Origin of the sequence: Pseudomonas sp. B21-015, from assembly GCF_024749285.1 — a bacterium.
Lineage (GTDB): Bacteria > Pseudomonadota > Gammaproteobacteria > Pseudomonadales > Pseudomonadaceae > Aquipseudomonas.
The window spans coordinates 1,440,325-1,464,371 of sequence record NZ_CP087196.1 but is presented as its reverse complement, the minus strand read 5'-3'; the positions used below and the strand labels follow the sequence as shown (position 1 = coordinate 1,464,371).

General features: G+C 59.6%; 22 protein-coding genes. 12 read left to right on the top strand and 10 right to left on the bottom strand.

Going from position 1 to position 24,047, the window contains the following annotated elements; all coding sequences use genetic code 11:
- Positions 1-53: 53 nt before the first annotated feature.
- Complete coding sequence (locus tag LOY38_RS06705) at positions 54-1,202, top strand: efflux RND transporter periplasmic adaptor subunit (protein WP_258699335.1); 1,149 nt, start codon at positions 54-56, stop codon at positions 1,200-1,202.
- Between the two features lie 13 nt (positions 1,203-1,215).
- Positions 1,216-4,242, top strand: coding sequence for a multidrug efflux RND transporter permease subunit (locus LOY38_RS06700; protein WP_258699334.1), 3,027 nt, complete (start codon positions 1,216-1,218; stop codon positions 4,240-4,242).
- A 186-nt stretch (positions 4,243-4,428) separates the two neighbouring features.
- Here the strand turns inward: LOY38_RS06700 and LOY38_RS06695 are convergent, their stop codons facing one another.
- The 5 genes from LOY38_RS06695 to colR form a co-directional block, all read right to left on the bottom strand.
- The gene (locus tag LOY38_RS06695) at positions 4,429-4,656 is read right to left on the bottom strand and encodes a hypothetical protein (protein ID WP_258699333.1); all 228 of its coding nucleotides are present in this window, start codon (positions 4,654-4,656) and stop codon (positions 4,429-4,431) included.
- Positions 4,657-4,658: 2 nt separating this feature from the next.
- A complete protein-coding gene (locus tag LOY38_RS06690; protein ID WP_258699332.1) occupies positions 4,659-5,372 on the bottom strand; it encodes a lipopolysaccharide kinase InaA family protein in 714 nt (237 codons plus the stop codon).
- A gap of 4 nt (positions 5,373-5,376) precedes the next feature.
- Positions 5,377-6,045 (bottom strand): class I SAM-dependent methyltransferase, encoded by a 669-nt coding sequence (locus tag LOY38_RS06685; protein ID WP_258699331.1) that lies wholly within the window; start codon positions 6,043-6,045, stop codon positions 5,377-5,379.
- Positions 6,046-6,270: 225 nt separating this feature from the next.
- Positions 6,271-7,551 (bottom strand): HAMP domain-containing sensor histidine kinase, encoded by a 1,281-nt coding sequence (locus tag LOY38_RS06680; protein ID WP_258699330.1) that lies wholly within the window; start codon positions 7,549-7,551, stop codon positions 6,271-6,273.
- Positions 7,541-8,224 carry a two-component system response regulator ColR gene (gene colR / locus LOY38_RS06675; RefSeq protein ID WP_007938890.1) on the bottom strand — a complete coding sequence of 228 codons (684 nt, stop codon included), beginning with the start codon at positions 8,222-8,224 and terminating at the stop codon, positions 7,541-7,543. Before colR ends, LOY38_RS06680 begins: the two co-directional genes overlap by 11 nt.
- Before the next feature lie 201 nt (positions 8,225-8,425).
- Between colR and LOY38_RS06670 the strand changes: the two genes are divergently transcribed.
- Together LOY38_RS06670 and LOY38_RS06665 are read left to right on the top strand one after the other, a co-directional pair.
- The gene (locus LOY38_RS06670; RefSeq protein ID WP_258699329.1) at positions 8,426-10,375 is read left to right on the top strand and encodes an LTA synthase family protein; all 1,950 of its coding nucleotides are present in this window, start codon (positions 8,426-8,428) and stop codon (positions 10,373-10,375) included.
- A 53-nt stretch (positions 10,376-10,428) separates the two neighbouring features.
- Positions 10,429-11,172 carry a phosphatase PAP2 family protein gene (locus LOY38_RS06665; RefSeq protein ID WP_258699328.1) on the top strand — a complete coding sequence of 248 codons (744 nt, stop codon included), beginning with the start codon at positions 10,429-10,431 and terminating at the stop codon, positions 11,170-11,172.
- A 171-nt stretch (positions 11,173-11,343) separates the two neighbouring features.
- On the opposite strand, the gene groL is transcribed toward LOY38_RS06665, so the two are convergent.
- From groL to LOY38_RS06645, 4 genes are all read right to left on the bottom strand, one after another.
- The gene (gene groL, locus LOY38_RS06660; protein WP_105345112.1) at positions 11,344-12,987 is read right to left on the bottom strand and encodes a chaperonin GroEL; all 1,644 of its coding nucleotides are present in this window, start codon (positions 12,985-12,987) and stop codon (positions 11,344-11,346) included.
- 49 nt (positions 12,988-13,036) lie between these two features.
- Positions 13,037-13,330 (bottom strand): co-chaperone GroES, encoded by a 294-nt coding sequence (locus LOY38_RS06655; protein WP_007898444.1) that lies wholly within the window; start codon positions 13,328-13,330, stop codon positions 13,037-13,039.
- A gap of 247 nt (positions 13,331-13,577) precedes the next feature.
- On the bottom strand, positions 13,578-14,054 hold the full coding sequence (locus LOY38_RS06650) for an FxsA family protein (protein ID WP_258699327.1): 477 nt from the start codon (positions 14,052-14,054) through the stop codon (positions 13,578-13,580).
- 66 nt (positions 14,055-14,120) lie between these two features.
- On the bottom strand, positions 14,121-14,852 hold the full coding sequence (locus LOY38_RS06645; protein WP_258699326.1) for a HugZ family protein: 732 nt from the start codon (positions 14,850-14,852) through the stop codon (positions 14,121-14,123).
- Between the two features lie 165 nt (positions 14,853-15,017).
- Between LOY38_RS06645 and LOY38_RS06640 the strand changes: the two genes are divergently transcribed.
- On the top strand, positions 15,018-15,776 hold the full coding sequence (locus LOY38_RS06640; protein WP_258699325.1) for an SDR family oxidoreductase: 759 nt from the start codon (positions 15,018-15,020) through the stop codon (positions 15,774-15,776).
- A gap of 130 nt (positions 15,777-15,906) precedes the next feature.
- Here the strand turns inward: LOY38_RS06640 and apbC are convergent, their stop codons facing one another.
- Complete coding sequence (gene apbC, locus LOY38_RS06635; protein WP_019581546.1) at positions 15,907-17,001, bottom strand: iron-sulfur cluster carrier protein ApbC; 1,095 nt, start codon at positions 16,999-17,001, stop codon at positions 15,907-15,909.
- A gap of 368 nt (positions 17,002-17,369) precedes the next feature.
- Between apbC and metG the strand changes: the two genes are divergently transcribed.
- The 7 genes from metG (at position 17,370) to nth (ending at position 23,956) form a co-directional block, all read left to right on the top strand.
- On the top strand, positions 17,370-19,421 hold the full coding sequence (metG, locus tag LOY38_RS06630; protein ID WP_258699324.1) for a methionine--tRNA ligase: 2,052 nt from the start codon (positions 17,370-17,372) through the stop codon (positions 19,419-19,421).
- 129 nt (positions 19,422-19,550) lie between these two features.
- Positions 19,551-20,120 carry an Rnf-Nqr domain containing protein gene (locus LOY38_RS06625; protein ID WP_258699323.1) on the top strand — a complete coding sequence of 190 codons (570 nt, stop codon included), beginning with the start codon at positions 19,551-19,553 and terminating at the stop codon, positions 20,118-20,120.
- Positions 20,117-21,124, top strand: a complete 1,008-nt coding sequence (gene rsxB, locus LOY38_RS06620) for an electron transport complex subunit RsxB (RefSeq protein WP_258699322.1) — start codon at positions 20,117-20,119, stop codon at positions 21,122-21,124. The genes LOY38_RS06625 and rsxB overlap by 4 nt, the downstream gene beginning before the upstream one ends.
- Positions 21,111-22,103, top strand: a complete 993-nt coding sequence (locus LOY38_RS06615; protein ID WP_258699321.1) for an RnfABCDGE type electron transport complex subunit D — start codon at positions 21,111-21,113, stop codon at positions 22,101-22,103. Before rsxB ends, LOY38_RS06615 begins: the two co-directional genes overlap by 14 nt.
- A complete protein-coding gene (locus LOY38_RS06610; protein WP_258699320.1) occupies positions 22,100-22,711 on the top strand; it encodes an RnfABCDGE type electron transport complex subunit G in 612 nt (203 codons plus the stop codon). Before LOY38_RS06615 ends, LOY38_RS06610 begins: the two co-directional genes overlap by 4 nt.
- Positions 22,704-23,321, top strand: a complete 618-nt coding sequence (locus LOY38_RS06605; RefSeq protein WP_258699319.1) for an Rnf-Nqr domain containing protein — start codon at positions 22,704-22,706, stop codon at positions 23,319-23,321. The genes LOY38_RS06610 and LOY38_RS06605 overlap by 8 nt, the downstream gene beginning before the upstream one ends.
- A complete protein-coding gene (gene nth / locus LOY38_RS06600; protein ID WP_258699318.1) occupies positions 23,318-23,956 on the top strand; it encodes an endonuclease III in 639 nt (212 codons plus the stop codon). The genes LOY38_RS06605 and nth overlap by 4 nt, the downstream gene beginning before the upstream one ends.
- Positions 23,957-24,047: the final 91 nt, after the last annotated feature.

Here is a 24,047-nt window from a genome sequence, read left to right as displayed (position 1 = left end):
TGGGAGTAATGTTCCCGCCTGTCTCACCTGATTTTCTCCAAGGAACTGGAAATATGCTGCGCCGCCGCATGCTGATCATGTTGGGTGTTGTTCTGCTGATCGTGCTGGTCCTGGCCGGTTACAAAGCCTTCTCCATCTATACGATGATGCAGGGCTTTTCCGTGCCGAAACCGCCGATAAATGTCGCCGTGGCCACCGCCACCGAACGTCCGTGGCAAAGCCGTTTGCCAACGGTCGGCACCCTCACCGCGCTGCAAGGAGTCGACCTGAGTCTGGAGATCGCCGGCACCGTCAAGGAAGTGCAGTTCGAGTCCGGGCAGAAGGTAAAGGCAGGTCAACCGATCCTGCAACTCGAGACCTCCGTTGAAACTGCCCTGCTGGCAACCGCTCAAGCCGACCTGGGACTGGCGCAACTGGATTATGGTCGCGGCAGCCAATTGGTGGGCAGCCAGGCCATTTCCAAAGGCGAGTTCGACCGACTCTCGGCGGTATTGCAAAAGAGCCGGGCCACGGTCAATCAGCTCAAGGCGGCCCTGGAGAGAAGGCGCATCCTCGCCCCGTTCAGCGGGACCATCGGCATTCGACAGGTAGACGTCGGCGACTACGTGGCCAGCGGCACGATGATCGCCACCCTGCAAGACATCAGCAGCCTCTACGTCGACTTCTTTGTGCCCGAACAATCGGTGCCGAAAATCGCCCTCGGCCAACCGGTACAAGTCATTGTCTCGGCCTACCCGACAGAGAGTTTCCCCGGCACTGTCAGTGCGATCAACCCGAAGGTCGAGAGCAGCACCCGCAACGTGCTGGTGCGCGCAACCCTGGCCAACCCCGATGACAAACTGCTGCCGGGGATGTTCGCCAGCCTGCAGGTGCTGTTGCCCGATCCGCAGCCACGCATCGTCGTGCCGGAAAGCGCGATCACCTACACCCTTTATGGCAACTCGCTGTACGTCGTTGCGCAGAAAAAGGCCGAAGACGGCAGCCTCGAAAAAGACGACAAGGGCGAGCCGATCCTGATTGCCGAACGACGCTTCGTCGAAACCGGCGAGCGCCGCGACGGGATGGTCATGATCACCAAAGGCGTGCAGAACGGCGAAAAAGTGGTCACCGCCGGCCAGATCAAACTGGACCACGGCGCGCACATTGCCATCAGCGACGACAAGACCCTAGCCGAGAAGAGCAGCCAGCCACGCGCTGACTGATCAAGGAATCCCCATGGCTTTTACCGACCCGTTCATCCGCCGCCCGGTGCTCGCCACCGTGGTCAGCCTGTTGATTGTGCTGCTGGGCTTCCAGGCCTGGAGCAAGTTGCCGCTGCGCCAATACCCGCAAATGGAAAACGCCCTGATCACGGTGACCACCGCTTACCCCGGGGCCAACGCCGAAACCATCCAGGGTTACATCACCCAACCGATGCAGCAGAGCCTGGCCAGCGCCGAGGGCATCGACTACATGACCTCGGTCAGTCGCCAGAACTTTTCGGTGATCTCGATCTACGCGCGCATCGGTTCCAACAGCGATCGCCTGTTCACCGAACTGCTGGCCAAGGCCAACGAGGTCAAGAACCAACTGCCTCAGGACGCCGAAGACCCGGTGTTGAGCAAGGAAGCCGCCGACGCGTCGGTGCTGATGTACATCAGTTTCTTCAGCAAGGAGCTGAGTAACCCGCAGATCACCGACTACCTGTCACGGGTCATCCAGCCGAAACTGGCGACCCTGCCGGGCATGGCCGAAGCCGAGATTCTCGGCAACCAGGTGTTCGCCATGCGTCTTTGGCTAGACCCGGTGAAACTCGCCGGTTTCGGCCTGAGCGCCAGCGATGTGACCGACGCCGTGCGCCACTACAACTTCCTCTCCGCCGCCGGCGAAGTGAAAGGCGAGTACGTGGTCACCAGTATCAACGCCAACACCGAACTCAAATCCGCTGAAGCCTTCGGCGCGATCCCGCTCAAGGTCGACGGTGACAGTCGAGTGTTGCTGCGGGACGTGGCGCGGGTCGAGATGGGCGCGGAGAACTACAACTCCGTCAGCTCCTTCGGCGGCACGCCTTCGGTGTACATCGGCATCAAGGCCACGCCCGGCGCCAACCCGCTGGACGTGATCAGGGAAGTGCGCAAGATCATGCCGGACCTGGAAGCCCAGCTGCCGCCGAACCTCAAAGGCGAAATTGCCTACGACGCCACGTTGTTCATTCAGGCCTCTATCGACGAAGTGGTGAAAACCCTGTTCGAAGCGGTACTGATCGTGATCGTGGTGGTGTTCCTGTTCCTGGGCGCCCTGCGCTCGGTGGTGATCCCGGTGGTGACCATTCCACTGTCGATGATCGGCGTGATGTTCTTCATGCAGATGATGGGCTACTCGATCAACCTGCTGACCTTGCTCGCGATGGTATTAGCCATCGGTCTGGTGGTGGACGACGCCATCGTGGTGGTGGAAAACATTCACCGGCACATCGAAGAGGGCAAGACACCGCTGGATGCCGCGCTTGAAGGCGCTGCGGAAATCGCGATGCCGGTGGTGTCGATGACCATTACCCTGGCGGCGGTCTATGCGCCGATCGGCTTCCTGACCGGCCTGACGGGGGCGTTATTCAAGGAGTTCGCCCTGACCCTGGCCGGGGCGGTGGTGATTTCCGGCGTAGTAGCGCTGACGCTGTCGCCGATGATGTGCGCCCTGCTGCTGCGCCACGATGAAAACCCTACCGGCCTGGCCCATCGCCTGGACGTGATCTTCGAAGGCCTCAAACGCCGCTATCAGAGTGTGCTTCATGGCACCCTCAACACCCGGCCGGTGGTGCTGGTGTTCGCGGTGATCGTGCTCTGCCTGATTCCGGTGCTGCTCAAATTCACCCAGTCGGAACTGGCGCCGGACGAAGACCAGGGCGTCATCTTCATGATGGCCAATGCCCCGCAACCGGCCAACCTCGACTACATGAACACCTACACCGACGAGTTCCTCGCGATTTTCAAGGAGTTCCCCGAGTACTACTCCTCGTTCCAGATCAACGGCTTCAACGGCGTGCAATCGGGGATCGGTGGCTTCCTGCTCAAACCCTGGAACGAACGCAGCCGAACCCAGATGCAGATCCTGCCCGAGGTTCAGGGCAAACTGGCAAGCATTCCGGGCTTGCAGATTTTCGGCTTCAACCTGCCTTCCCTGCCGGGCACGGGTGAAGGCTTGCCGTTTCAATTCGTGATCAACTCGGCCAACAGCTATGAGTCATTGTTGGAAGTGATGGACCGGGTGAAAAAAAGAGCGATGGAATCCGGCAAGTTTGCTTTTGTCGACGTCGACCTGGCCTTCGACAAACCCGAAGTCGTGGTGGATATCGATCGCGCCAAGGCCGCACAAATGGGTGTATCGATGCAGGACCTGGGCGGCACCCTCGCGACGATGCTGGGTGAAGCAGAGATCAACCGTTTCACCATCGAAGGCCGCAGCTACAAAGTCATTGCGCAGGTGGAACGTCCCTTCCGGGATAACCCCGACTGGCTAAACCATTATTACGTGAAGAACACCAAAGGCGAATTGCTGCCCCTGTCGACCCTGATCACCGTGACGGACCGGGCGCGACCGCGTCAGTTGAACCAGTTCCAGCAACTCAACTCGGCGATTCTTTCCGGGGTCCCGCTGGTCAGCATGGGTGAAGCCATCGACACCGTGCGCCAGATCGCTCGGGAAGAAGCGCCGGCGGGTTACGCCGTCGACTATGCCGGTGCGTCACGGCAATACGTTCAGGAAGGCAGCGCACTGTGGGTCACCTTCGCCCTGGCATTGGCGATCATCTTCCTGGTGCTGGCGGCCCAGTTCGAAAGCTTCCGCGATCCGCTGGTGATTCTGGTGACCGTGCCGCTGTCGATCTGTGGCGCGTTGATTCCGCTATTCCTTGGCTGGTCGAGCATGAACATCTATACCCAGGTCGGGCTGGTGACGTTGATCGGGCTGATCAGCAAGCACGGGATCCTGATCGTCGAGTTCGCCAACCAGTTACGCAAGGAGAAGGGGCTGACGCCTCGCGAAGCGGTGGAGGAAGCGGCGGCCATTCGCCTGCGTCCGGTATTGATGACCACGGCAGCGATGGTGTTCGGCATGGTGCCGTTGATCATCGCCACGGGCGCGGGGGCGGTCAGCCGGTTCGACATTGGCACGGTGATCGCGACGGGGATGTCAATCGGGACGCTGTTCACATTGTTCGTGCTGCCGTGCATTTACACGTTGCTGGCCAAGCCCGATAAACCCTGAAGAACACAACATATCCCTGTGGGAGCGAGCCTGCTCGCGATAGCGATGGCACAGCCAGCATTGAGGTGACTGACACACCGCTATCGCGAGCAGGCTCGCTCCCACAATGGATCGCGCAAGACTTGAGCCATCGGACACAAAAAAGGCCTCGCATCTGCGAGGCCTCTTATTTGGGCTTCAATCTGTTCAACTCTGCGGCCTCAGCCCTTGAGAAAGTCCGAACATGAACAGCAACAAGTCATGATCGGGTTGAGTGGCCACGGGTGCTTTGGCAACCCGGGGCAATGGACAATGTGCATCACCGTGCACTGAACTGAGGAATTGCGTACGGGGTTGCTCCCAAGCCGCCACCGCCAATGAAGCAACTGCCAAGGCTCCTGCCAAAAACAAACCTCGTGCAATTTCAAGTTTCATCGCTATAAGCCTTTGATAGCGCTGCCAGACGCCGTCTCGTAAAAATAGACGAGTTTTTTCCAGTCCGTATCGCTGAACGACGAGTGGCGACGCAGTTGCTTCAGGTCATGGGTCGCTGCCTGACGGGCGGTCAAACGCTGCCGGCATTTCTCCAGATCAATCAGGGCAACTTCGACCTTCGCCGACCCACCTTCCCCGGTGACCCGCACGAATACGTGCTTGATGTAGAGGCAGCTGTGCTGCCAACGGCCCTTGTGCATACGGGCCAGGTTGTCGGCCAGATCCTTCAATACGCGATCATGCACCGCCTCACCGTAACGCTCGCGACCGCCGCCTGCGTACCAATGTTCGATTTCCTCAAAGCCATCCAGCGACTTGGTGACCAGCAATGCGCGCCATATGTGAACGGGATCGCGTTGTGCGCCGCAGAAAACGATCTCTGGAACGCGAACGTCGAGCAGGCGCAGGCCGATGAGTGCATCGCGCTCACGCAACACCGTCGGCCGACCGAACGGGTGCAACCAGCTGCGATAGATATGACCGGTTTGACGCTTGGCATAGAGCAGCTGTCCATCACTGCCCATGACGCGCTGCACGCCACTTTCTCCACCGCGACGAACGTTGGGTTCTTCTACCCATTCACCGCGCCGATTCCAGAAGTAGTCGAAGCGGTCCTGAGAAGCGACTTCCGTTTCTGCTGCACATTGCACTGCCATCCTGTTACCTCTTGCGTAATACGTAAACCCGCCACATGGCATAGAGCAGTAAAAAGTCTAGTTGTTCCTGAATACGGAAACCCGCCTGCTCGAATTCTTTTTCAACCGTGGCAGCCGGTAACACAAATCGATTCTGGAAACCCTCCTGCCCACGCCGTTTCTCGGCGCGCTTGCGTTTCCAGGCCTTGAAATTGCCGTCTACCCACAACGAAACAATCACGCTGTCGCGGGTGACACGCTCGAATTCGCGCAGAATGGTCAGTCGATGCTCGGCTTCACCGATGTGATGGAGCAAACGCATGCAGAAAATGCTGTCGACGGCGTTATCGGGCAAGGCAATGTCGAATGCAGAAGTTTGCAAGGGTTGTACCCGTTTTACCACCTCGGCGGGTTGCGCCTGCATGGCAGTCTTCAACATGGACTTCGAGTTGTCGGCGCCGATGATGACACGGTTGTGCTTTTGCGCCAGCAGCGGCCAGAAACGCCCGGCACCGCAGGGCAAGTCGAGGATCAGGCCAGGCTCACCGGCCAGCGCCAGCGCTTTTCGCGCCAGTTGCTCGTCGCGCCAGTGGGACAGTCGGCGACCGAGCCCCGCTTGATGCTTGCGCAAATACTTGCGGGAGTGTTCATCGTCGTACTTTTCGGAAAAATCGAGTTTGATCGGGCCAGCCATCACTGCAATCTCCTGAACTTCTGATGACAACCACCTTAGGTAGGGCTGTGTCGGCGTCAGGTGATGACTTGGTGAAAAAATCGTCATGTAAAAACCGGGATCATTTCGGCGGTATTACAGGGGGCCGCTAAAAGCAAAAGATCGCAGCCTTCGGAGGCGCCCACAGGCGCGTAGGAGCTGTCGAAGGCTGCGATCTTTTGCTTTTAGCGGTCCCGTCCGGCCCAATCAAACCCGGGACGCCCCCAACTCCACCTGAAAACGGCAGCCATTGGGTTCCATATTCGTCAGGCTGACACTCCAGCCCTGGTTCTCGCAGATCCGCTGCACCAGCGACAGTCCAAGCCCCAGGCCCTCGCCACGCTTCTCGCTGCCGCGCACGAAAGGCTCGAACATCGCCTCGCGTTTTTCCTCGGGAATGCCTACACCACTGTCTTCGACCACAAACCCCGTATCGGTCAGGGCCAAGCGGATAAACCCACGCTCGGTGTAATGCAGCGCATTACGCAACAGGTTACCCATCACCGCGTGCAAAAGCGTCGCGTTATAGCGAGTGTCCGGAGGATTGCCCAACTCAACGTTCAACGTCAGGCCCTTGGCTTCGATCGGCTCGCGCCATTGGCAAAGCAGCCCGTCGGCCACCTGACTGAGGCTCTGCCGGGGGGCCATGCTGGCGTCTTCATGCTGGGCGCGGGCCAGCATGAGGAAAGTTTGTACCAGCTCGCGCATCTCTGCGCACGCACGGGCAATTCGCTCGACCTGGGCACGTCCGCGCTGATCGATGGCGGGGTTTTCCAGCAACAGTTCACAGGAACTGGCCAGCACCATCAACGGCGTGCGCAGCTCGTGGCTGACGTCACTGGTGAACAGCCGCTCACGGGTCAACGCCTGACGCAAGCGCCCGAGGGTGGCGTCGAAGGCCACGGCCAGTTCACCCACTTCATCGGCGGCATAATCCGGAGCCAGTGGCGGCGCCAGGCCCAACAACTGATCGCGATGACGCACCTGACGGGCCAGTCGCACCACCGGCGCCATCACCTTGCGCGCCAACACCCAGCCCAGAAATACCGCCAATGCCAGGCTCAACACGAACCCCACCAGCACCACGGCAAACAGCACCCGTTCACGCTCTTCGAAATCGCTCTGGTCCTGCAACAGTACATAACGCCGTCCGTCGACGATTTCGACCATCGCGTGATACGACAGATTCTCGCGGAAGACTTCATGAAAACCCGAGTCCAGGTGCCGCAAATCCTTGGGCAACTCAAAGTCGCCCGGCCCGCCGCTGAAATAAAACAGCTGGTCCGGCTCGGGGCGGTGGCTCCAGTCCGACACACTGTCCATCAGCAACAGGCGCTGCAAATCGCCGCCCAGACCTGCCGAAATCAGTTTCTCTTCCACCAGATGCACGGTCGCTATGATGCCCAGGGCGAAGGCTCCCGCGACCAGTGCGCTCATCAACGCAAAGGCGATGATGATCCGTTGCGCAAGGCTCTGCTTAAACTCCATCACGGCCCTCGGCCAAGCGATAACCGACGCCGTGTACCGTGTGCAGCAGGGGTTTGGCGAACGGTTTGTCGATCACCTGGCGCAATTGATGGACGTGGCTGCGCAGGCTGTCGCTGTCCGGACAGTCATCGCCCCACAGGGCCTCTTCGAGAATTTCCCGGCGCAGCACGTGCGGGCTTTTCTGCATCAACACGGCCAGCAATTTCAGGCCCACCGGGTTGAGTTTCAGCAGACGGCCTTCGCGGGTCACTTCGAGGGTGTCGAGGTCGTAGCTCAGATCGCCGACCTGCAAGGCACGGCGACCGCCACCCTGGGCACGGCGCATGACCGCCTCGATGCGCGCCGCCAGTTCGGACAGGGCAAAGGGTTTGATCAGGTAATCGTCGGCACCGGACTTGAAGCCTTGCAAGCGGTCGTCCAGTTGATCGCGAGCAGTGAGCATGATCACCGGCGTGTCGCGGCGGGCGTCTTCGCGCAAGCGCTTGCACAGAGTGTAACCATCGATTCCGGGCAGCATGATATCGAGTACGATCAAATCGTAATGCTCGGTGGCCGCCAGGTGCAGGCCAGATAAACCGTCCTGCGCGCAATCCACGGTGTAACCTTTGAGCCCCAGATAATCGGCCAGGTTGGCCAGGATATCGCGGTTGTCTTCAACCAATAGAATTCGCATCGGCACCTCCTCCGTACACAGTAACGGCCGTCTTGGCCCGCGCAGCTTAAGGCCAAGCGTGACTCAGGGCTAGGGTGACCGCTCGTAGAATCGATGCGCTCAGCCAAATGATCGTGTTAACAAGTTTTTCACTGTCGGTTCACAACCTGACTACAGCGTTCAAGAGAAGCTGTCGCGCCATTAATATAGGGAATGTAGATAGTGGATTGTTTGAAGACGGCGCCAATGCGCTTTCTGCTGCTGGTAACCGGCTCCTGGCTGGTCATTTTTCTCCTGACTCGAAGTGTTCTGCTCCTCACTCAATTGGATGAGGCCGGCAGCGGATTCCTGTCGGTGTTTGGCATCGGCCTGCTCTATGACCTGGGTTTCATTGCCTACGCGGCGCTGCCCATGGGCCTCTATCTGCTGCTCTGCCCGCCGGCCTTGTGGCGCCGCCGTGGCCATCGCTGGTTTCTTCAGGGGCTGCTGACCGTCAGCCTGTCTGCCATGCTGTTCACTTCGGTGGCCGAATGGTTGTTCTGGGATGAGTTCGGTGTGCGCTTCAACTTCATCGCCGTCGACTACCTGGTGTATTCCGACGAAGTGCTGAATAACCTGCTGGAATCGTACCCGATCGGCAAGCTGCTGAGCCTGCTCGCCGTGCTGGCCGTGGCCCTGAGCTTCGCGTTGCGCAAACCCTTCAATGCCGCGCTGGACGCACCATTGCCTGCAATGCGCGGGCGTCTGTTGAATGCGCTGGGCCTGCTGATCGTCGCGGGCCTGAGCCTGCAACTGCTCAGCCAGGATGCACCGCGTGCTCAGGGTGGCAATGCCTATCAGAACGAACTGGCGAGCAATGGCCCGTACCAATTCTTCGCCGCTTTCCGCAATAACGAACTGGATTACCCGCAGTTCTACAGCAGCCTGCCGACCTCCGTCGTCGCGCAGCAGATTCGCGCTGAACTGGCCGAGCCCAACGCCCGCTTCATTGGCGAGGATCCGCAGGACATCCGCCGGATGATCGACAATCCCGGCACCGAGCGAAAGCCCAACATCGTGCTGGTGACCATCGAAAGCTTCAGTGCCAAGTACATGGGCAGCAATGGCGACGATCGCAACCTGACACCGAACCTCGATGCGTTGCGTAAACAAAGCCTGTACTTCAACAATTTCTACGCCACCGACACCCGCACCGATCGTGGCCTGGAGGCCATCACCCTGGCCATTCCGCCGACACCGGGGCGTTCGATCGTCAAGCGTGTGGGTCGCGAAAGTGGTTTCGCCAGCCTCGGCCAACAGCTCAGCGCCGTGGGTTACGACAGCGTGTTCGTGTACGGCGGGCGCGGTTACTTCGACAACATGAACGCGTTCTTCAGCGGCAACGGCTATCGCGTCGTCGACCAGAGCAGCGTCGATGAATCAGAAATTCACTTCAAGAACGCCTGGGGCATGGCTGACGAAGACCTCTATAACCAGACCCTGAAACTGGCCGACGCCGACTACGCCAGGCAACAGCCGTTTCTGCTGCAACTGATGACCACCTCCAACCATCGCCCCTACACCTACCCGGATAACCGGATCGACATCAAATCCGGTAACGGCCGCGACGGTGCGGTGAAGTACACCGACTTCGCCATCGGCCAGTTCCTCGATCAGGCGCGTAAAAAACCCTGGTTCGATAACACGATCTTCGTCTTCGTCGCCGACCACACTGCAGGCAGCGCCGGCAAAGAAGACTTGCCGATCAGCAACTATCAGATTCCACTGTTCATCTATGCACCGAAGCTGATCGACGCTCGGGAGACCGCACAACTGGCCAGCCAGATTGACCTGGCGCCAACGTTGCTGGGCCTGCTGAACCTGGATTACCAGTCGACGTTCTTCGGGCGCAACCTGTTGCAGGACAATCCACTGCCGCCGCGAGTGGTGGTTGGCAACTATCAGCATCTGGGCTTGTTCGACGGCAAGGATTTAGCGATCCTGAGCCCGCGTCAGGGCCTGCGTCGCCACGATGATGCGCTGACCGACAGTCGCGAATCACGGGCCACCGCCAGCAATCCGTTGATCACCCGCGCAATCACTTATTACCAAACTGCCAGTCATGGCTTCAAGCAACAGCTGCTCGGTTGGAAAGCGCCCAAGGAGGGCACCCGCCAAGTCAGCGACCGTTAACAGAATGGCCCCGGGCTGATGCCCCGGGGCTTTTCCATTCTTCAGGATCCACCATGTCATCAACCGCTGTCCGTCCCGTCTCCAGGCCGCTGAATGTCTGGCTGTGCCTGGGAGTGCCCGCCATTGCGGCGATCACCCTGCTGTTGCTCGAACTGACGTCCCTGGACATGGACCTTGCCAAGCTGTTCTATGACCCGGTCGCCGGGGCATTCATCGGGCGGCACAGTTACTTCCTGGAAAACATCCTGCATGACCGGGCCAAGCAAGTGGTCATCGCCTTTTCGGTGTTCGCCATCCTGGGCTTCATCGGCTCCTTTTTCATGGACAGGCTCAAACCGTTCAAACGGGAACTGGGCTGCCTGGTGCTGTCCCTGGCGCTGGCAACCTCCTTTGTCACCCCGGTCAAGGCGGTGACGGCGGTGCAATGCCCATGGAGCCTGGAACAATTTGGCGGGCACGAAACCTACAGCGAATTGCTCAGCCCTCGTCCGCACACCGACAAGCCGGGCCGCTGCTGGCCAGGCGGTCATGCAGCGACCGGCTTCACGTTGTTTGCGCTGTTCTTCGTCCTGCGTGACCGTCGTCCACGGCTGGCCCGCAAGGCGTTTGTCGTCGCCTTCGCGTTGGGCTCGGTGTTTTCCATCAGCCGGATGATGCAAGGCGCGCACTTCTTCTCGCACAACGTGTGGACGGCGATTTTCTGCTGGCTGATTTGTCTGGGGGCGTATTACTACATCCTCTATCGACCGGCTTCCAAGGCTGAACGGGTGAGCGAGGCAGAACCGGTCAGCGTCTGAGCCGACGCCATCGCGGGCAAGCCCGCTCCCACAGGTTCAATGCAATCGACTGTGGGAGCGTGGCTTGCCCGCGATGGCCGCGACTCGGTCTCCAGACCTAGCAAAATGAAGGCAATAAAAAGCCCCGCCTGCTTAGCACAGGCGGGGCTTTTTTATAGGGGTAAGGCTGGCTTACATCATGCCGCCCATGCCGCCCATACCGCCCATGTCTGGCATGCCGCCGCCAGCTGGTGCGTCTTCCTTGATCTCGGCGATCATGGCTTCAGTGGTGATCATCAGGCTGGCAATCGACGAAGCCGCTTGCAGAGCCGAACGAGTCACTTTGGCCGGGTCCAGGATACCCATTTCGATCATGTCGCCGTATTCGCCGGTAGCAGCGTTGTAACCGTAGTTACCCGAACCCTGCTTGACCTTGTCGACGACCACGCTTGGCTCGTCGCCGGAGTTGGCAACGATTTGACGCAGTGGCGCTTCAACAGCGCGACGCAGCAACTGGATGCCAACGTTCTGGTCATCGTTGTCGCCTTTCAGCTCGGAGATAGCCTGCAGAGCGCGAACCAGTGCCACGCCACCGCCAGGTACCACGCCTTCTTCAACGGCTGCGCGGGTAGCGTGCAGGGCGTCTTCAACGCGGGCTTTCTTCTCTTTCATTTCAACTTCGGAACCGGCGCCAACCTTGATCACTGCAACGCCGCCAGACAGTTTGGCCAGACGCTCTTGCAGTTTTTCACGGTCGTAGTCGGACGAAGTGTCGGCCACTTGTTGACGGATCTGGGTCACGCGAGCCTGGATATCAGCCTCAACGCCGGCACCGTCGATCACGGTGGTGTTTTCTTTGGACAGGATCACGCGCTTGGCATTACCCAGGTGTTCCAGGGTAGTGCTTTCCAGGCTCAGACCGATCTCTTCGGAGATTACGGTACCGCCGGTCAGAACGGCGATGTCCTGCAGCATGGCCTTGCGACGGTCGCCGAAGCCTGGAGCCTTGACGGCTGCGACTTTAACGATGCCACGCATGTTGTTCACAACCAGAGTCGCCAGGGCTTCGCCTTCAACGTCTTCGGCCACGATCAGCAGTGGACGGCCAGCTTTGGCAACAGCTTCCAGTACTGGCAGCATTTCGCGGATGTTCGAGATCTTTTTGTCGACCAGCAGGATCAGCGGACCGTCGAGTTCGGCGGTCATGGTCTCTGGCTTGTTGACGAAGTACGGCGACAGGTAGCCGCGGTCGAACTGCATGCCTTCAACAACCGACAGTTCGTTTTCCAGGCCCGAGCCTTCTTCAACGGTGATCACGCCTTCTTTGCCGACTTTTTCCATGGCTTCGGCAATGATGTCGCCGATGGAGTTGTCGGAGTTGGCCGAGATGGTGCCGACCTGAGCGATGGCCTTGGTGTCAGCGCAAGGCTTGGACAGGGCTTTCAGTTCTTTGACGATCGCGATGGTCGCTTTGTCGATACCGCGCTTCAGGTCCATCGGGTTCATGCCGGCAGCGACGGCTTTCAGGCCTTCGTTGACGATCGACTGAGCCAGAACGGTAGCGGTGGTGGTGCCGTCGCCTGCGTCATCGTTGGCACGGGAGGCAACGTCTTTGACCAGCTGCGCGCCCATGTTTTCGAAGCGATCTTTCAGCTCGATTTCTTTGGCAACGGAAACGCCGTCCTTGGTGATGGTCGGAGCGCCGAAGCTCTTCTCGATGATCACGTTACGGCCTTTAGGGCCCAGGGTCGCTTTTACTGCGTCAGCCAGGACGTTGACACCGGCGAGCATTTTCTTGCGGGCGGAATCGCCGAATTTAACTTCTTTAGCAGCCATGATCGATATTCCTTAAATACTTTGTAGTAGCGGGAAAATGAGCGGGGAATCAGCCTTCGATTACTGCGAGGATTTCGCTCTCGCCAATGACCAGCAGGTCTTCGCCGTCGACTTTCACAGTGTTGCTGCCGGAGTAAGGGCCGAACACAACCTTGTCACCCACTTTCACGGCCAGCGCACGCACTTCACCGTTGTCCAGTGCTTTGCCTGGGCCTACGGCGAGGACTTCACCCTGGTTTGGCTTTTCAGCAGCCGAACCTGGCAGGACGATACCGCCAGCGGTTTTCTTTTCTTCTTCGCTGCGACGGACGACGACGCGGTCATGCAGAGGACGAAGCTTCATTGTCGATCTCTCCTAATTGTGGTTTTCATCGGCCGGTGTAGTCCCGGCGGGTTTAACAAATCCGGCGGTGCCGGGTGCGGTTCGTCAAGCGAACCGCGGAAGTCTGTCTGGCGTAATCGCCAGCAACCTTGCGGTGACCGTTACATAAGGGCGCATGAGCTTATTTCAAGGGCAGTGAACGAATATTTTTTACCTCGATGCCCTGAAAACGAACACGGCACCCGAAGGTGCCGTGTCGATGGAAGCGTTACTTGGAGTCGCGGTGTTCGAACTCGCCTTCGATCACGTTGGGCTCACGGCCCAGCGGCTGGCGTGGAGCAGGACCGCCCCGTGGCTGAAGGTCATCGGCGAACGCGCGCTGACGCATCGCTTGTTCCTCGGCGCGCTGGCGCATTTTGTTGGCCAGCAGTCGACGAGAAATCGGCAGCAACATGATCAGACCCAGCACGTCGGTGACGAAGCCCGGCAGGATCAACAGACCGCCAGCCAGGGCCAGCATCAGACCTTCCAGCATGGTCTGGGCCGGCAACTCGCCGCGGCTCAGACTTTCACGGGCGCGTAGCGCAGTAGCCAAACCGGCGATACGCAGCACGAACATGCCGAGCATCGAGCCGAGAATGATCAGCAGCAGGGCCGGGAAAAACCCGATAGCCCCGCTGACCTTGACGAATACGAACAGCTCCAACACCGAGAACAGTACAAAGAGCAACAAAAAAGGGCGCATCAAATGGTTCCTCAACGCAAGAATGCCTTGCCAGTGTTCCTTAGATGACGTCGCCGTTTCGTGAATTCAAGCATCGGCCACTTCATTTTTCGGCCAATGCTCGGCGTGAGCCAGGAAAACCAAGGCTTCCCGGACTTGTGTCGGCGTATTACAGGGCGCTTGGAACGGTAGCCAGTAAAGTCCCTGACCGATGCGCAAGTGCATGCCTTCGGTGTCGATGCCGGCCAATTGCGCCGGAGCGGTTTTCGGCAGGCCTGCCAGCTCGACATAGTGGGCGATGGCTTTGGCGTGATCGGCATTCATGTGCTCGACCATGCTCGTTTCGGCCTTGCCAACGAATGGGTTGGCGAGGGTCAGCTGATCGACCCAGTGAATTGCGCCGAAGCCACCGATGTAACGGTGACGTACCGGTTTAAGCACCCAGAAATCGAAATCATGGGCCTTGTGATAGTTCTGCGAATCCGGGAAGTAGCGGTAGTAACGCTCGGCGGCCGCTTCGATGGCTGCCGCGTCTTCGAGCTTTTCCGCTTCCGCCAGGTAAGTCAGGCGACCAACGGCTTGTACGTCTTCGGCCTCGCGTTCACCCACCAGCAGGGAGCATTTAGGGTCTTTCTGCAGATTGTGAGTGTGCTGAGCGATGCGGCTGATAAGGATCAGCGGACGGCCCTGTTCGTCCAGACAGTACGGAACCACGGAGCCAAACGGGAAACCGGGCATCGCTTTGGAGTGTGTCGAGAGCACTCCACGGTATTCCTTGAGAAGCAATTCTCGGGCATGCTTAGCCACTACAACGCTCAATTTATGACTCCTTATATAGATTCCGTCGAAAAAACGGACAGGCGTCTGGGTGAAAGTTCCAGTACGCCACAGGGGCAGTTCTCATGTGCAGCCAGGCCACATCAGGCTCAGATCGAGAGGCCCTCTAGAAGGAGAAACACTCCGATCGGCTATGGGGCTATGCGAATGCAACTCACTGACAAAGTAATCATTATCACCGGCGGTTGCCAGGGTTTAGGCCGTTCCATGGCCGAGTATCTTGCAGGTCGTGGCGCCAAGCTGGCCCTGGTGGACCTGAACCAGGAAAAACTCGACGCCGCCGTCGCGGCTTGCAAAGCCAAGGGTGTCGAGGCCCGTGCCTACCTGTGCAACGTCGCCGATGAAGAGCAAGTGACCCACATGGTCGCCCAGGTGGCCGACGACTTCGGTGCGATCCATGGCCTGATCAACAACGCCGGCATTCTGCGCGATGGCCTGTTGCTGAAGGTCAAGGACGGCGAAATGACCAAGATGAGCCTGGCCCAATGGCAGGCGGTGATCGACGTCAATCTGACCGGCGTGTTCCTGTGCACCCGCGAAGTCGCGGCAAAAATGGTCGAGCTGAACAACAGCGGCGCGATCATCAATATCTCGTCGATTTCGCGCGCCGGCAACGTCGGCCAGACCAACTACTCCGCCGCCAAGGCCGGTGTTGCCGCGGCGACCGTGACCTGGGCCAAGGAACTGGCGCGCTACGGCATTCGCGTGGCGGGCATTGCGCCGGGCTTCATCGAAACTGAAATGACCCTGAGCATGAAGCCGGAAGCGCTGGAGAAAATGACCTCCGGGATTCCGCTCAAGCGCATGGGCAAACCCGAAGAAATCGCCCAGTCGGCGGCCTACATTTTCGAGAACGACTACTACACCGGTCGGATTCTGGAGTTGGATGGCGGGTTGCGGATCTAGGGTCAACACAAAACAAATGTGGGAGCGAGCCTGCTCGCGATGAGGGCATAACACTCACCATTGATGGTGACTGTTACATCGCTATCGCGAGCAGGCCCGCTCCCACATTGGATCGCATTTCTTCAGCGAATCAGTCGTCGCTGACGGTAATGTTCGGCATCGCCGGCGTTGCCGCTTCCTGCAACACAATCCGTGCGCCGACATGGCGGGCCAGTTCCTGGTAAACCATCGCAATCTGGCTGTCAGGCTCGGCGATCACCGTTGGCTTGCCGCCATCGGCCTGTTCGCGGATCAGCATCGACAGCGGCAACGAAGCCAACAGTTCGACACCGTACTGATTGGCCAGCTTCACACCACCGCCCTCACCGAACAGATGCTCGGCATGCCCGCAGTTGGAGCAGATGTGCACGGCCATGTTTTCGACCACGCCCAGCACCGGAATGTTGACCTTGCGGAACATTTCTACGCCCTTGCGCGCGTCCAGCAATGCCAGATCCTGCGGCGTGGTCACGATCACCGCACCGGCCACCGGGACTTTCTGCGCCAGGGTCAGCTGGATGTCGCCGGTGCCTGGTGGCATGTCGATGACCAGGTAATCCAGGTCGCCCCAGGCCGTTTGCGTGACCAGCTGCAACAACGCGCCGGAAACCATCGGCCCGCGCCAGACCATCGGCGTGTTGTCGTCGGTCAGGAAGGCCATGGACATCACCTCGACGCCATGGGACTCGATCGGAATGAACCATTTCTGATCCTTGACCTGAGGACGGGTGCCTTCCGGGATGCCGAACATGATGCCCTGGCTCGGACCGTAGATGTCCGCGTCGAGAATCCCGACCTTGGCACCTTCACGAGCCAGCGCCAGGGCCAGGTTGGCCGCCGTGGTGGATTTACCCACACCGCCCTTGCCAGACGCCACGGCCACGACGTTTTTGACGTTGGCCAGCCCTGGAATCTGCGCCTGGGCCTTGTGCGCGGCGATCACGCTGGTGATCTCGACACGGGCGGTGACCACGCCGTCCAGGCCTTCGATGGCCAGTTGCAGCAACTGCGCCCAGCCACTCTTGAACAGACCGGCGGCGTAACCGAGCTCCAGCTGAACGCTGACGCGATCACCCTGAATATCGATGCTGCGCACGCACCCGGCGCTGACCGGGTCCTGGTTCAGGTAAGGGTCGGTGTATTGACGAAGGACGGCTTCCACCGCTGCGCGATTGACGGCGCTCATGGGCAACTCCGATAGCAAGACTGGAAAATCAGGCGGGTATCCTAACCGTTCTACATCATAGACGGCATGCCCCACGATGATTTGTGGCAAACACATCCCTGTGGCGAGGGAGCTTGCTCCCGCTCGACTGCGTAGCAGTCGTAATCCAGTTGACGCGATCCTTCTGTCGGAACCGGGTTGCAGGGGGTGGGGCGGCTTCGCCACCCAGCGGGAGCAGGCTCCCTCGCCACAAAAGCCCTCTTGCACCCAGCAAACTCATCACCACCTTTTTTCAGGGTCGATGCATCCGGAAACAGGCCCGAAGGGTGAAAAATATGCGCCGGCGCTTTATAGTGGCCGACCTCCGTTTCATCAAGTAGCCGAGCCCCATGTCCGAGCCACGCAAGATCCTCGTCACCAGCGCCCTGCCCTATGCCAATGGTTCGATCCACCTCGGCCATATGCTGGAGTACATCCAGACCGATATGTGGGTGCGCTTCCAGAAGCATCGCGGTAATCAATGCATTTATGTCTGCGCCGACGACGCTCACGGTTCGGCCATCATGCTGCGTGCGGAAAAGGAAGGCATCACCCCGGAACAACTGATCGCCAACGTCCAGGCTGAACACAGCGCCGACTTTGCCGAGTTCCTGGTGGACTTCGACAACTTCCACTCCACTCACGCCGAAGAAAACCGTGAGCTGTCGAGCCAGATCTACCTGAAGCTGCGCGACGCCGGGCACATCGCCACGCGTTCGATCACTCAGTACTTCGACCCGGAAAAGAAAATGTTCCTGGCCGACCGCTTCATCAAGGGCACCTGCCCGAAATGCGGCACCGAAGACCAGTACGGTGACAACTGCGAAAAATGCGGCGCAACCTATGCACCGACCGACCTCAAAGATCCGAAGTCGGCGATTTCCGGTGCCACGCCGGTGCTCAAGGATTCCCAGCACTTCTTCTTCAAACTGCCAGACTTCCAGGAAATGCTGCAAACCTGGACCCGCAGCGGCACGTTGCAAGAAGCCGTGGCCAACAAGATCGCCGAATGGCTGGATGCCGGCCTGCAACAGTGGGATATCTCCCGCGACGCGCCGTACTTCGGCTTCGAGATTCCCGACGAGCCGGGCAAATACTTCTATGTGTGGCTGGACGCGCCGATCGGCTACATGGCCAGTTTCAAGAACCTCTGCGCCCGCCGTCCGGACCTGGACTTCGACGCGTTCTGGGGCAAGGATTCCACCGCCGAGCTGTACCATTTCATCGGCAAGGACATCGTCAACTTCCACGCCCTGTTCTGGCCAGCGATGCTCGAAGGCGCGGGTTTCCGTAAACCGACCGGCATCAACGTACACGGCTACCTGACCGTCAACGGCCAGAAGATGTCCAAGTCCCGCGGCACATTCGTCAAGGCCCGGACTTACCTGGATCACCTGTCGCCGGAATACCTGCGCTACTACTACGCCGCCAAGCTGAGCCGTGGCGTCGACGACCTGGACCTGAACCTCGAAGACTTCGTGCAGAAGGTCAACTCCGACCTGGTCGGCAAAGTCGTCAACATCGCCAGCCGTTGCGCCGGATTCATCCATAAAGGCAACGCCGGTGTACTGGTAGCCGGCAACGCCGCGCCGGAACTGACCGATGCCTTCCTGGCCGCAGCGCCAAGCATTGCCGAAGCCTATGAAGCTCGCGACTTCGCACGTGCCATGCGCGAAATCATGGGCCTGGCCGACCGCGCCAACGCCTGGATCGCCGACAAGGCGCCGTGGTCGTTGAACAAACAGGAAGGCAAGCAGGATGAAGTCCAGGCCATTTGCGCCTTGGGCATCAACCTGTTCCGCCAACTGGTGATTTTCCTCAAACCGGTGCTGCCGCTGCTGGCCGCCGATGCCGAGGCGTTCCTGAATGTCGCCCCGCTGACCTGGAACGACCACGCCACCTTACTCAGCAATCATCAGCTGAACGAGTTCAAACCGCTGATGACCCGCATCGACCCGGTAAAAGTGCAAGCCATGACCGACGCCTCGAAAGAAGACCTGACCGCCAGCGCAACCGACACCGGCGAAGCTGCACCCGCCGGCAACGGCGAACTGGCCAAGGATCCGTTGTCGCCAGAGATCGAGTTCGACACCTTTGCCGCTGTAGACCTGCGCGTTGCGCTGATCGTCAAGGCCGAAGCCGTGGAAGGTGCCGACAAGCTGCTGCGCCTGACCCTGGACATCGGTGATGAGCAACGCAACGTGTTCTCCGGCATCAAGAGCGCCTACCCGGACCCGTCCAAGCTCAATGGTCGCCTGACGATGATGATCGCCAACCTCAAGCCCCGCAAAATGAAATTCGGGATCTCCGAAGGCATGGTGATGGCGGCCGGCCCCGGCGGTGAAGAAATCTACCTACTGAGCCCCGACAGCGGCGCCAAGCCGGGTCAGCGCATCAAGTAAAGCTCTGCGGTAAACCGATCCCACAGTCGTGCCCGGCGCGACTGTGGGATTTTCATGTCTGGCCCACCCTCCCTCCTTGCCGGATAATGCCTAACCTTGTTAGACAGGCCTCCTTTTGCCGGCACGATCATGACCGAACTGCTTCTTACGCTTGTCAGCGCTGCCCTGATCAACAACCTCGTGTTGCACTGGCCGCTGGGCGTCGATCCGGTGTTGGCCAGCGTGCGGCCGCAGGTCCACGCGCTGGGCATCGCGACGACGTGCCTGATGCTGATCGTCGGCACACTTGGCTATGCGCTCTACCACTGGTTACTGGTGCCGTTGGGGCTGACGTCGCTGCGTCTGTTCGTGTTCCTGCCGTTGAGCGTTCTGCTGATTGGTCCGCTGCTGAAGCTGCTTTCACGGTTATTGGCGAAGCTTTCATTCGATGGCCTCTGGCCCCTGCTGCTGGGGAATGCCGGCGTGCTTGGGCTGACCTTGCTCAACGCTCAAGACGACAAGGGAATTTTCCAAGCCATAGCCCTGAGCCTCGGCGCCGGGCTGGGTTTCTGGCTGGTGCTGAGTCTGTTCAGCGACTTGCGCCAGCGCACACTCGATAACGATATCCCCCTGCCCTTTCGCGGCCTGCCGATCGAATTGATCGGTGCCGGATTGATTGCGGTGATTTTTCTCGGATTCAGCGGGCTGATCAAAACATGAGTCTGATTCAACGCATCGACGCCCTCTTGCCGCAAACCCAATGTGGCAAGTGTGGCCATCCCGGATGCAAACCCTATGCTGAAGGCATCGCCAGCGGCGAGCCGATCAACAAGTGCCCACCGGGCGGCAGCGAAACCATTGCGGCCCTGGCCGATCTGCTGAAAGTGCCGGTGCTGGAGCTGGACACCAGTCGCGGCTCGGCACCGGCGCAAATCGCTTACATCCGCGAAGCCGAATGCATCGGCTGCACCAAGTGCATTCAGGCCTGCCCGGTCGACGCCATTGTCGGCGCGGCGAAATTCATGCACACCGTCATCGTCGACGAATGCACCGGTTGCGATCTCTGCGTGGCGCCCTGCCCGGTGGATTGCATCGAGATGCATCCGTTACCGCTGGCCACGGTGCTGCCGATTGTCGGCGGGCTGGCGTTCAGCCTGGAGGAACAACAGGCCCGGGCCGCCAAGCGCAACCGTGCGCGACGCCGTTTCGAACAGCGCAATGCCCGCTTGCATCGCGAAGAGGAACAGAAACTCGCCGAACGCCAGGCACGGGCCCAACGCGCCGTGCAGCACAGCGAAGTGACGCTCGACCCGGTTCAGGCTGCACTCGAACGCGTCCGCGCACAGAAGGCCGCCAATGCCGATGCGGCACTGAAAAAGGCCAAGGTCGATCTGGCGATGAGTCGGGCGCAGTTGAACAAGTCGCTCAAGGCTTTCGGGCATCCACCGACCTTCGAACAGCAATCGCAGCTGATCGTGCTGCAACAGCAGTTCGAAGCCGCCGAGCAGGCGCTGGCGCAACTGGAAAGCCATGCACCAGTGGTGTCTGCGCCACCTGTTCCGGCGAAAGATGCCGAACTGAAACGGGCGAAGATCCAGTTGGCCATGCGCCGCGCCGAACTCAAGAAGGCTCAAACAAACGAAGCGCCGGCCGAACAGATCGCCGCACTGGAACACGCGCTCAGCGAAGCCGAGCGTCAGGTGGATGCCTATGCCACGCCCTGAATCGGTGGACGAACGCCTTCAGCAAGCCATGAAGCTGGTATTGCTGGCCATCGTGCCGGGGATGCTGATGTTGTTTTGGCTGTACGGCTGGGGGGTGTTGATCAATCTGATTCTGGCGGCGGCCACCGCACTGGCCGTTGAAGCGGCGGTGTTGCAGCTGCGCAAGCAACCTGTAAAACCGACGCTGAGCGATGGCAGCGCCCTCGTCAGTGCAACGCTGCTGGCACTGGCCTTGCCGCCTTATTGCCCCTGGTGGCTGACGATCAGCGCTGCGGCATTCGGACTTTTTTTCGGCAAGCAACTGTACGGTGGCGTCGGCAGAAATCCGTTCAATCCGGCAATGCTTGGTTTCGCGCTGGTCCTGGTGACGTTTCCCCAGCAAATGACCCATTGGCCGTCGCCCCATGGCATGGACTTGCTTGGTGGTCTGCAACAGGTGTTCGGTTTCAGCCTCGGCCAGACGCCAGATGCATGGGCCCAGGCTACAGCGCTGGACAGCCTGCGGATCAACAAAAGCCTGACCATGGACGAACTCTTCGCTGGCAACCCGGCATTCGGCCATTTCGGCGGCCGAGGCGTGGAATGGGTCAACCTGGCCTTTCTGGCGGGCGGTGCGTTTCTACTGCAACGGCGGGTGTTCAGTTGGCATGCGCCGGTCGGCATGCTCGCCAGCCTGTTCATCATCAGCCTGTTGTGCTGGAACGGTACAGGCTCCGACTCTCATGGCTCGCCACTGTTTCATCTACTCACCGGCGCGAGCATGCTGGGTGCCTTCTTCATCGTGACGGAGCCGGTATCCGGTGCGAAAAGCCCCACTGCCCGATTGCTCTTCGGCGTAGGCGTGGGATTGCTGACTTACCTGATTCGGACGTGGGGCGGTTATCCGGACGGGGTGGCGTTTGCGGTCTTGCTGATGAACCTCTGTGTACCGGCGCTGGAGCGGTTTGCCGCGTCCCGGCAGGAGCAGATTACCCCATGAACCGAGCGACGAGCGTTGTGAGCCTGGTATTGCTGGCAGGCCTGGGGATGGGCGCGACTTACTTCGTGCAGCACACCAGCGCCGCGCGTATTGCCGCCGAACAACGCCTGATCGACAGCCATCAGTTGCTGGATCTTCTAGCGCCCGGCAGCTATGACAATCAGCCTCTGGAACAGCCCCTCAGCCTCGAAAACACGCGCTTGGCCAACAGCACGCTGCTGGGCGGGTACCTGGCGTCCACGGCCGGCCAACCGAGTGCCGTATTGCTGCGAAGCCAGACACTGGGCTACGCCGGCTCCATCGACTTGCTGATCGCTATCGACATCAATGGCAAGTTAGTGGGAGTCAAAACCCTCAAGCAATCGGAAACCCCGGGGCTGGGTGGCAAGCTTGCCGAGTGGCCCAATGCCTGGCTCCAGGTATTTACCGGCAAGTCTCTAACCGAACCCGGCGACAATGGTTGGGCCTTGAAAAAGGACCAAGGGCAATTCGATCAGATCGCAGGCGCAACCATCACCTCAAGAGCGGTGATCAATGCCACCCATGACGCGTTGCGCTACTTCGATGAACACCGGCTATCGCTGATCGGGAGCAGTGCCCATGAATAAGTCATCGCCCCTGCAGAACTCTCTGATGCTAACGCCGTTGATCGGCGTCACTGATTCATTGGTAACGGCCCTGGGCCTGTGGCTGATGTTTATCGTGGTGCTCAGTATTTATGGTGTGAGCATGGGCGCCCTGCGCTCGCGACTGATTCCGGCAACACACTTGCTGGCCTGCCTCCTGCTGGCTGCCACGCTGACCAGTTGCGCGGAACTCGCCACCCAAGCCTGGTCACTTCAATGGCACCAGCACCTGGGGTTGTATGCAGGATTGATCGCCTTGCAATGCGTCGTACTGGAACACAATGGTTTTTTCCAGAACACATGGCGCGATCGCCTGCGCCTGTGTGGCCTGTTCGGCGCCTTGATGGCTGGCCTGAGCCTGCTGCGCGAGCTCATCGGCAAAGGGACAATCGGTAGCCACCTGTCTTGGCTGGCCGGTGCTGCGCAACCGGACTGGCATGGTTGGGTGCTCACCGCCGACGGCGGTCTGCGCTTGGCCACACTGGCCCCCGGTGGGTTTATTCTGCTCGGACTGCTGTTCGCCGCACGTCAGGCCTGGACCCGTCCGACGCCCTCACACTTGACCGCTTTCGAGGAAACGCATCGCCCATGAATGCCGCAAAACGTCTTGAAATTTTCCGCAGGTTTCACGAGGACAACCCGGAGCCGAAGACCGAACTGGCCTATTCCTCGCCGTTCGAACTGCTGATCGCCGTGATTCTCTCGGCGCAATCGACCGATGTCGGCGTCAACAAGGCCACCGCCAAACTGTTTCCGGTGGCCAATACGCCGGCGGCGATTCATGCCTTGGGGGTCGAAGGGCTGTCGGAGTACATCAAGACCATCGGCCTGTTCAACAGCAAAGCGAAAAACGTGATCGAAACCTGTCGCTTGCTGGTGGAACGGCATGGAGGTGAAGTACCGCAGACCCGCGAGGAGCTGGAAGCCCTGCCCGGCGTCGGCCGCAAGACCGCCAACGTGGTGCTCAATACCGCATTTCGTCAGCTGACCATGGCGGTGGACACCCACATTTTCCGGGTCAGCAACCGTACCGGCATTGCTCCAGGCAAGAATGTGGTCGAGGTGGAGAAGAAACTGATGAAGTTCGTGCCGAAAGAATACCTTCTCGACTCCCATCATTGGCTGATTCTCCATGGACGCTACGTTTGCCTGGCCCGCAAGCCTCGCTGTGGCAGCTGCCGGATCGAAGATCTATGCGAATACAAGCAAAAGACCTCCGACGATTGAGGCGCTATTAGTTTTTTTGATTAACCGATTGAAAAAATCTTTTTTACCCGCCGAGAGATTGTCGATATAAGGAGCGCCAAAGGCAGTCTTA

What these genes read in the sequence shown, in the direction of transcription:
- LOY38_RS06705 (WP_258699335.1), top strand. Translation starts at nt 54, where the DNA reads ATGCTGCGCCGCCGCATGCTGATCATGTTGGGTGTTGTTCTGCTGATC.
- LOY38_RS06700 (WP_258699334.1), top strand. Translation starts at nt 1,216, where the DNA reads ATGGCTTTTACCGACCCGTTCATCCGCCGCCCGGTGCTCGCCACCGTG.
- LOY38_RS06695 (WP_258699333.1), bottom strand. Translation starts at nt 4,656, where the DNA reads ATGAAACTTGAAATTGCACGAGGTTTGTTTTTGGCAGGAGCCTTGGCA.
- LOY38_RS06690 (WP_258699332.1), bottom strand. Translation starts at nt 5,372, where the DNA reads ATGGCAGTGCAATGTGCAGCAGAAACGGAAGTCGCTTCTCAGGACCGC.
- LOY38_RS06685 (WP_258699331.1), bottom strand. Translation starts at nt 6,045, where the DNA reads ATGGCTGGCCCGATCAAACTCGATTTTTCCGAAAAGTACGACGATGAA.
- LOY38_RS06680 (WP_258699330.1), bottom strand. Translation starts at nt 7,551, where the DNA reads ATGGAGTTTAAGCAGAGCCTTGCGCAACGGATCATCATCGCCTTTGCG.
- colR (WP_007938890.1), bottom strand. Translation starts at nt 8,224, where the DNA reads ATGCGAATTCTATTGGTTGAAGACAACCGCGATATCCTGGCCAACCTG.
- LOY38_RS06665 (WP_258699328.1), top strand. Translation starts at nt 10,429, where the DNA reads ATGTCATCAACCGCTGTCCGTCCCGTCTCCAGGCCGCTGAATGTCTGG.
- groL (WP_105345112.1), bottom strand. Translation starts at nt 12,987, where the DNA reads ATGGCTGCTAAAGAAGTTAAATTCGGCGATTCCGCCCGCAAGAAAATG.
- LOY38_RS06655 (WP_007898444.1), bottom strand. Translation starts at nt 13,330, where the DNA reads ATGAAGCTTCGTCCTCTGCATGACCGCGTCGTCGTCCGTCGCAGCGAA.
- LOY38_RS06650 (WP_258699327.1), bottom strand. Translation starts at nt 14,054, where the DNA reads ATGCGCCCTTTTTTGTTGCTCTTTGTACTGTTCTCGGTGTTGGAGCTG.
- LOY38_RS06640 (WP_258699325.1), top strand. Translation starts at nt 15,018, where the DNA reads ATGCAACTCACTGACAAAGTAATCATTATCACCGGCGGTTGCCAGGGT.
- apbC (WP_019581546.1), bottom strand. Translation starts at nt 17,001, where the DNA reads ATGAGCGCCGTCAATCGCGCAGCGGTGGAAGCCGTCCTTCGTCAATAC.
- metG (WP_258699324.1), top strand. Translation starts at nt 17,370, where the DNA reads ATGTCCGAGCCACGCAAGATCCTCGTCACCAGCGCCCTGCCCTATGCC.
- LOY38_RS06625 (WP_258699323.1), top strand. Translation starts at nt 19,551, where the DNA reads ATGACCGAACTGCTTCTTACGCTTGTCAGCGCTGCCCTGATCAACAAC.
- rsxB (WP_258699322.1), top strand. Translation starts at nt 20,117, where the DNA reads ATGAGTCTGATTCAACGCATCGACGCCCTCTTGCCGCAAACCCAATGT.
- LOY38_RS06615 (WP_258699321.1), top strand. Translation starts at nt 21,111, where the DNA reads ATGCCACGCCCTGAATCGGTGGACGAACGCCTTCAGCAAGCCATGAAG.
- LOY38_RS06610 (WP_258699320.1), top strand. Translation starts at nt 22,100, where the DNA reads ATGAACCGAGCGACGAGCGTTGTGAGCCTGGTATTGCTGGCAGGCCTG.
- LOY38_RS06605 (WP_258699319.1), top strand. Translation starts at nt 22,704, where the DNA reads ATGAATAAGTCATCGCCCCTGCAGAACTCTCTGATGCTAACGCCGTTG.
- nth (WP_258699318.1), top strand. Translation starts at nt 23,318, where the DNA reads ATGAATGCCGCAAAACGTCTTGAAATTTTCCGCAGGTTTCACGAGGAC.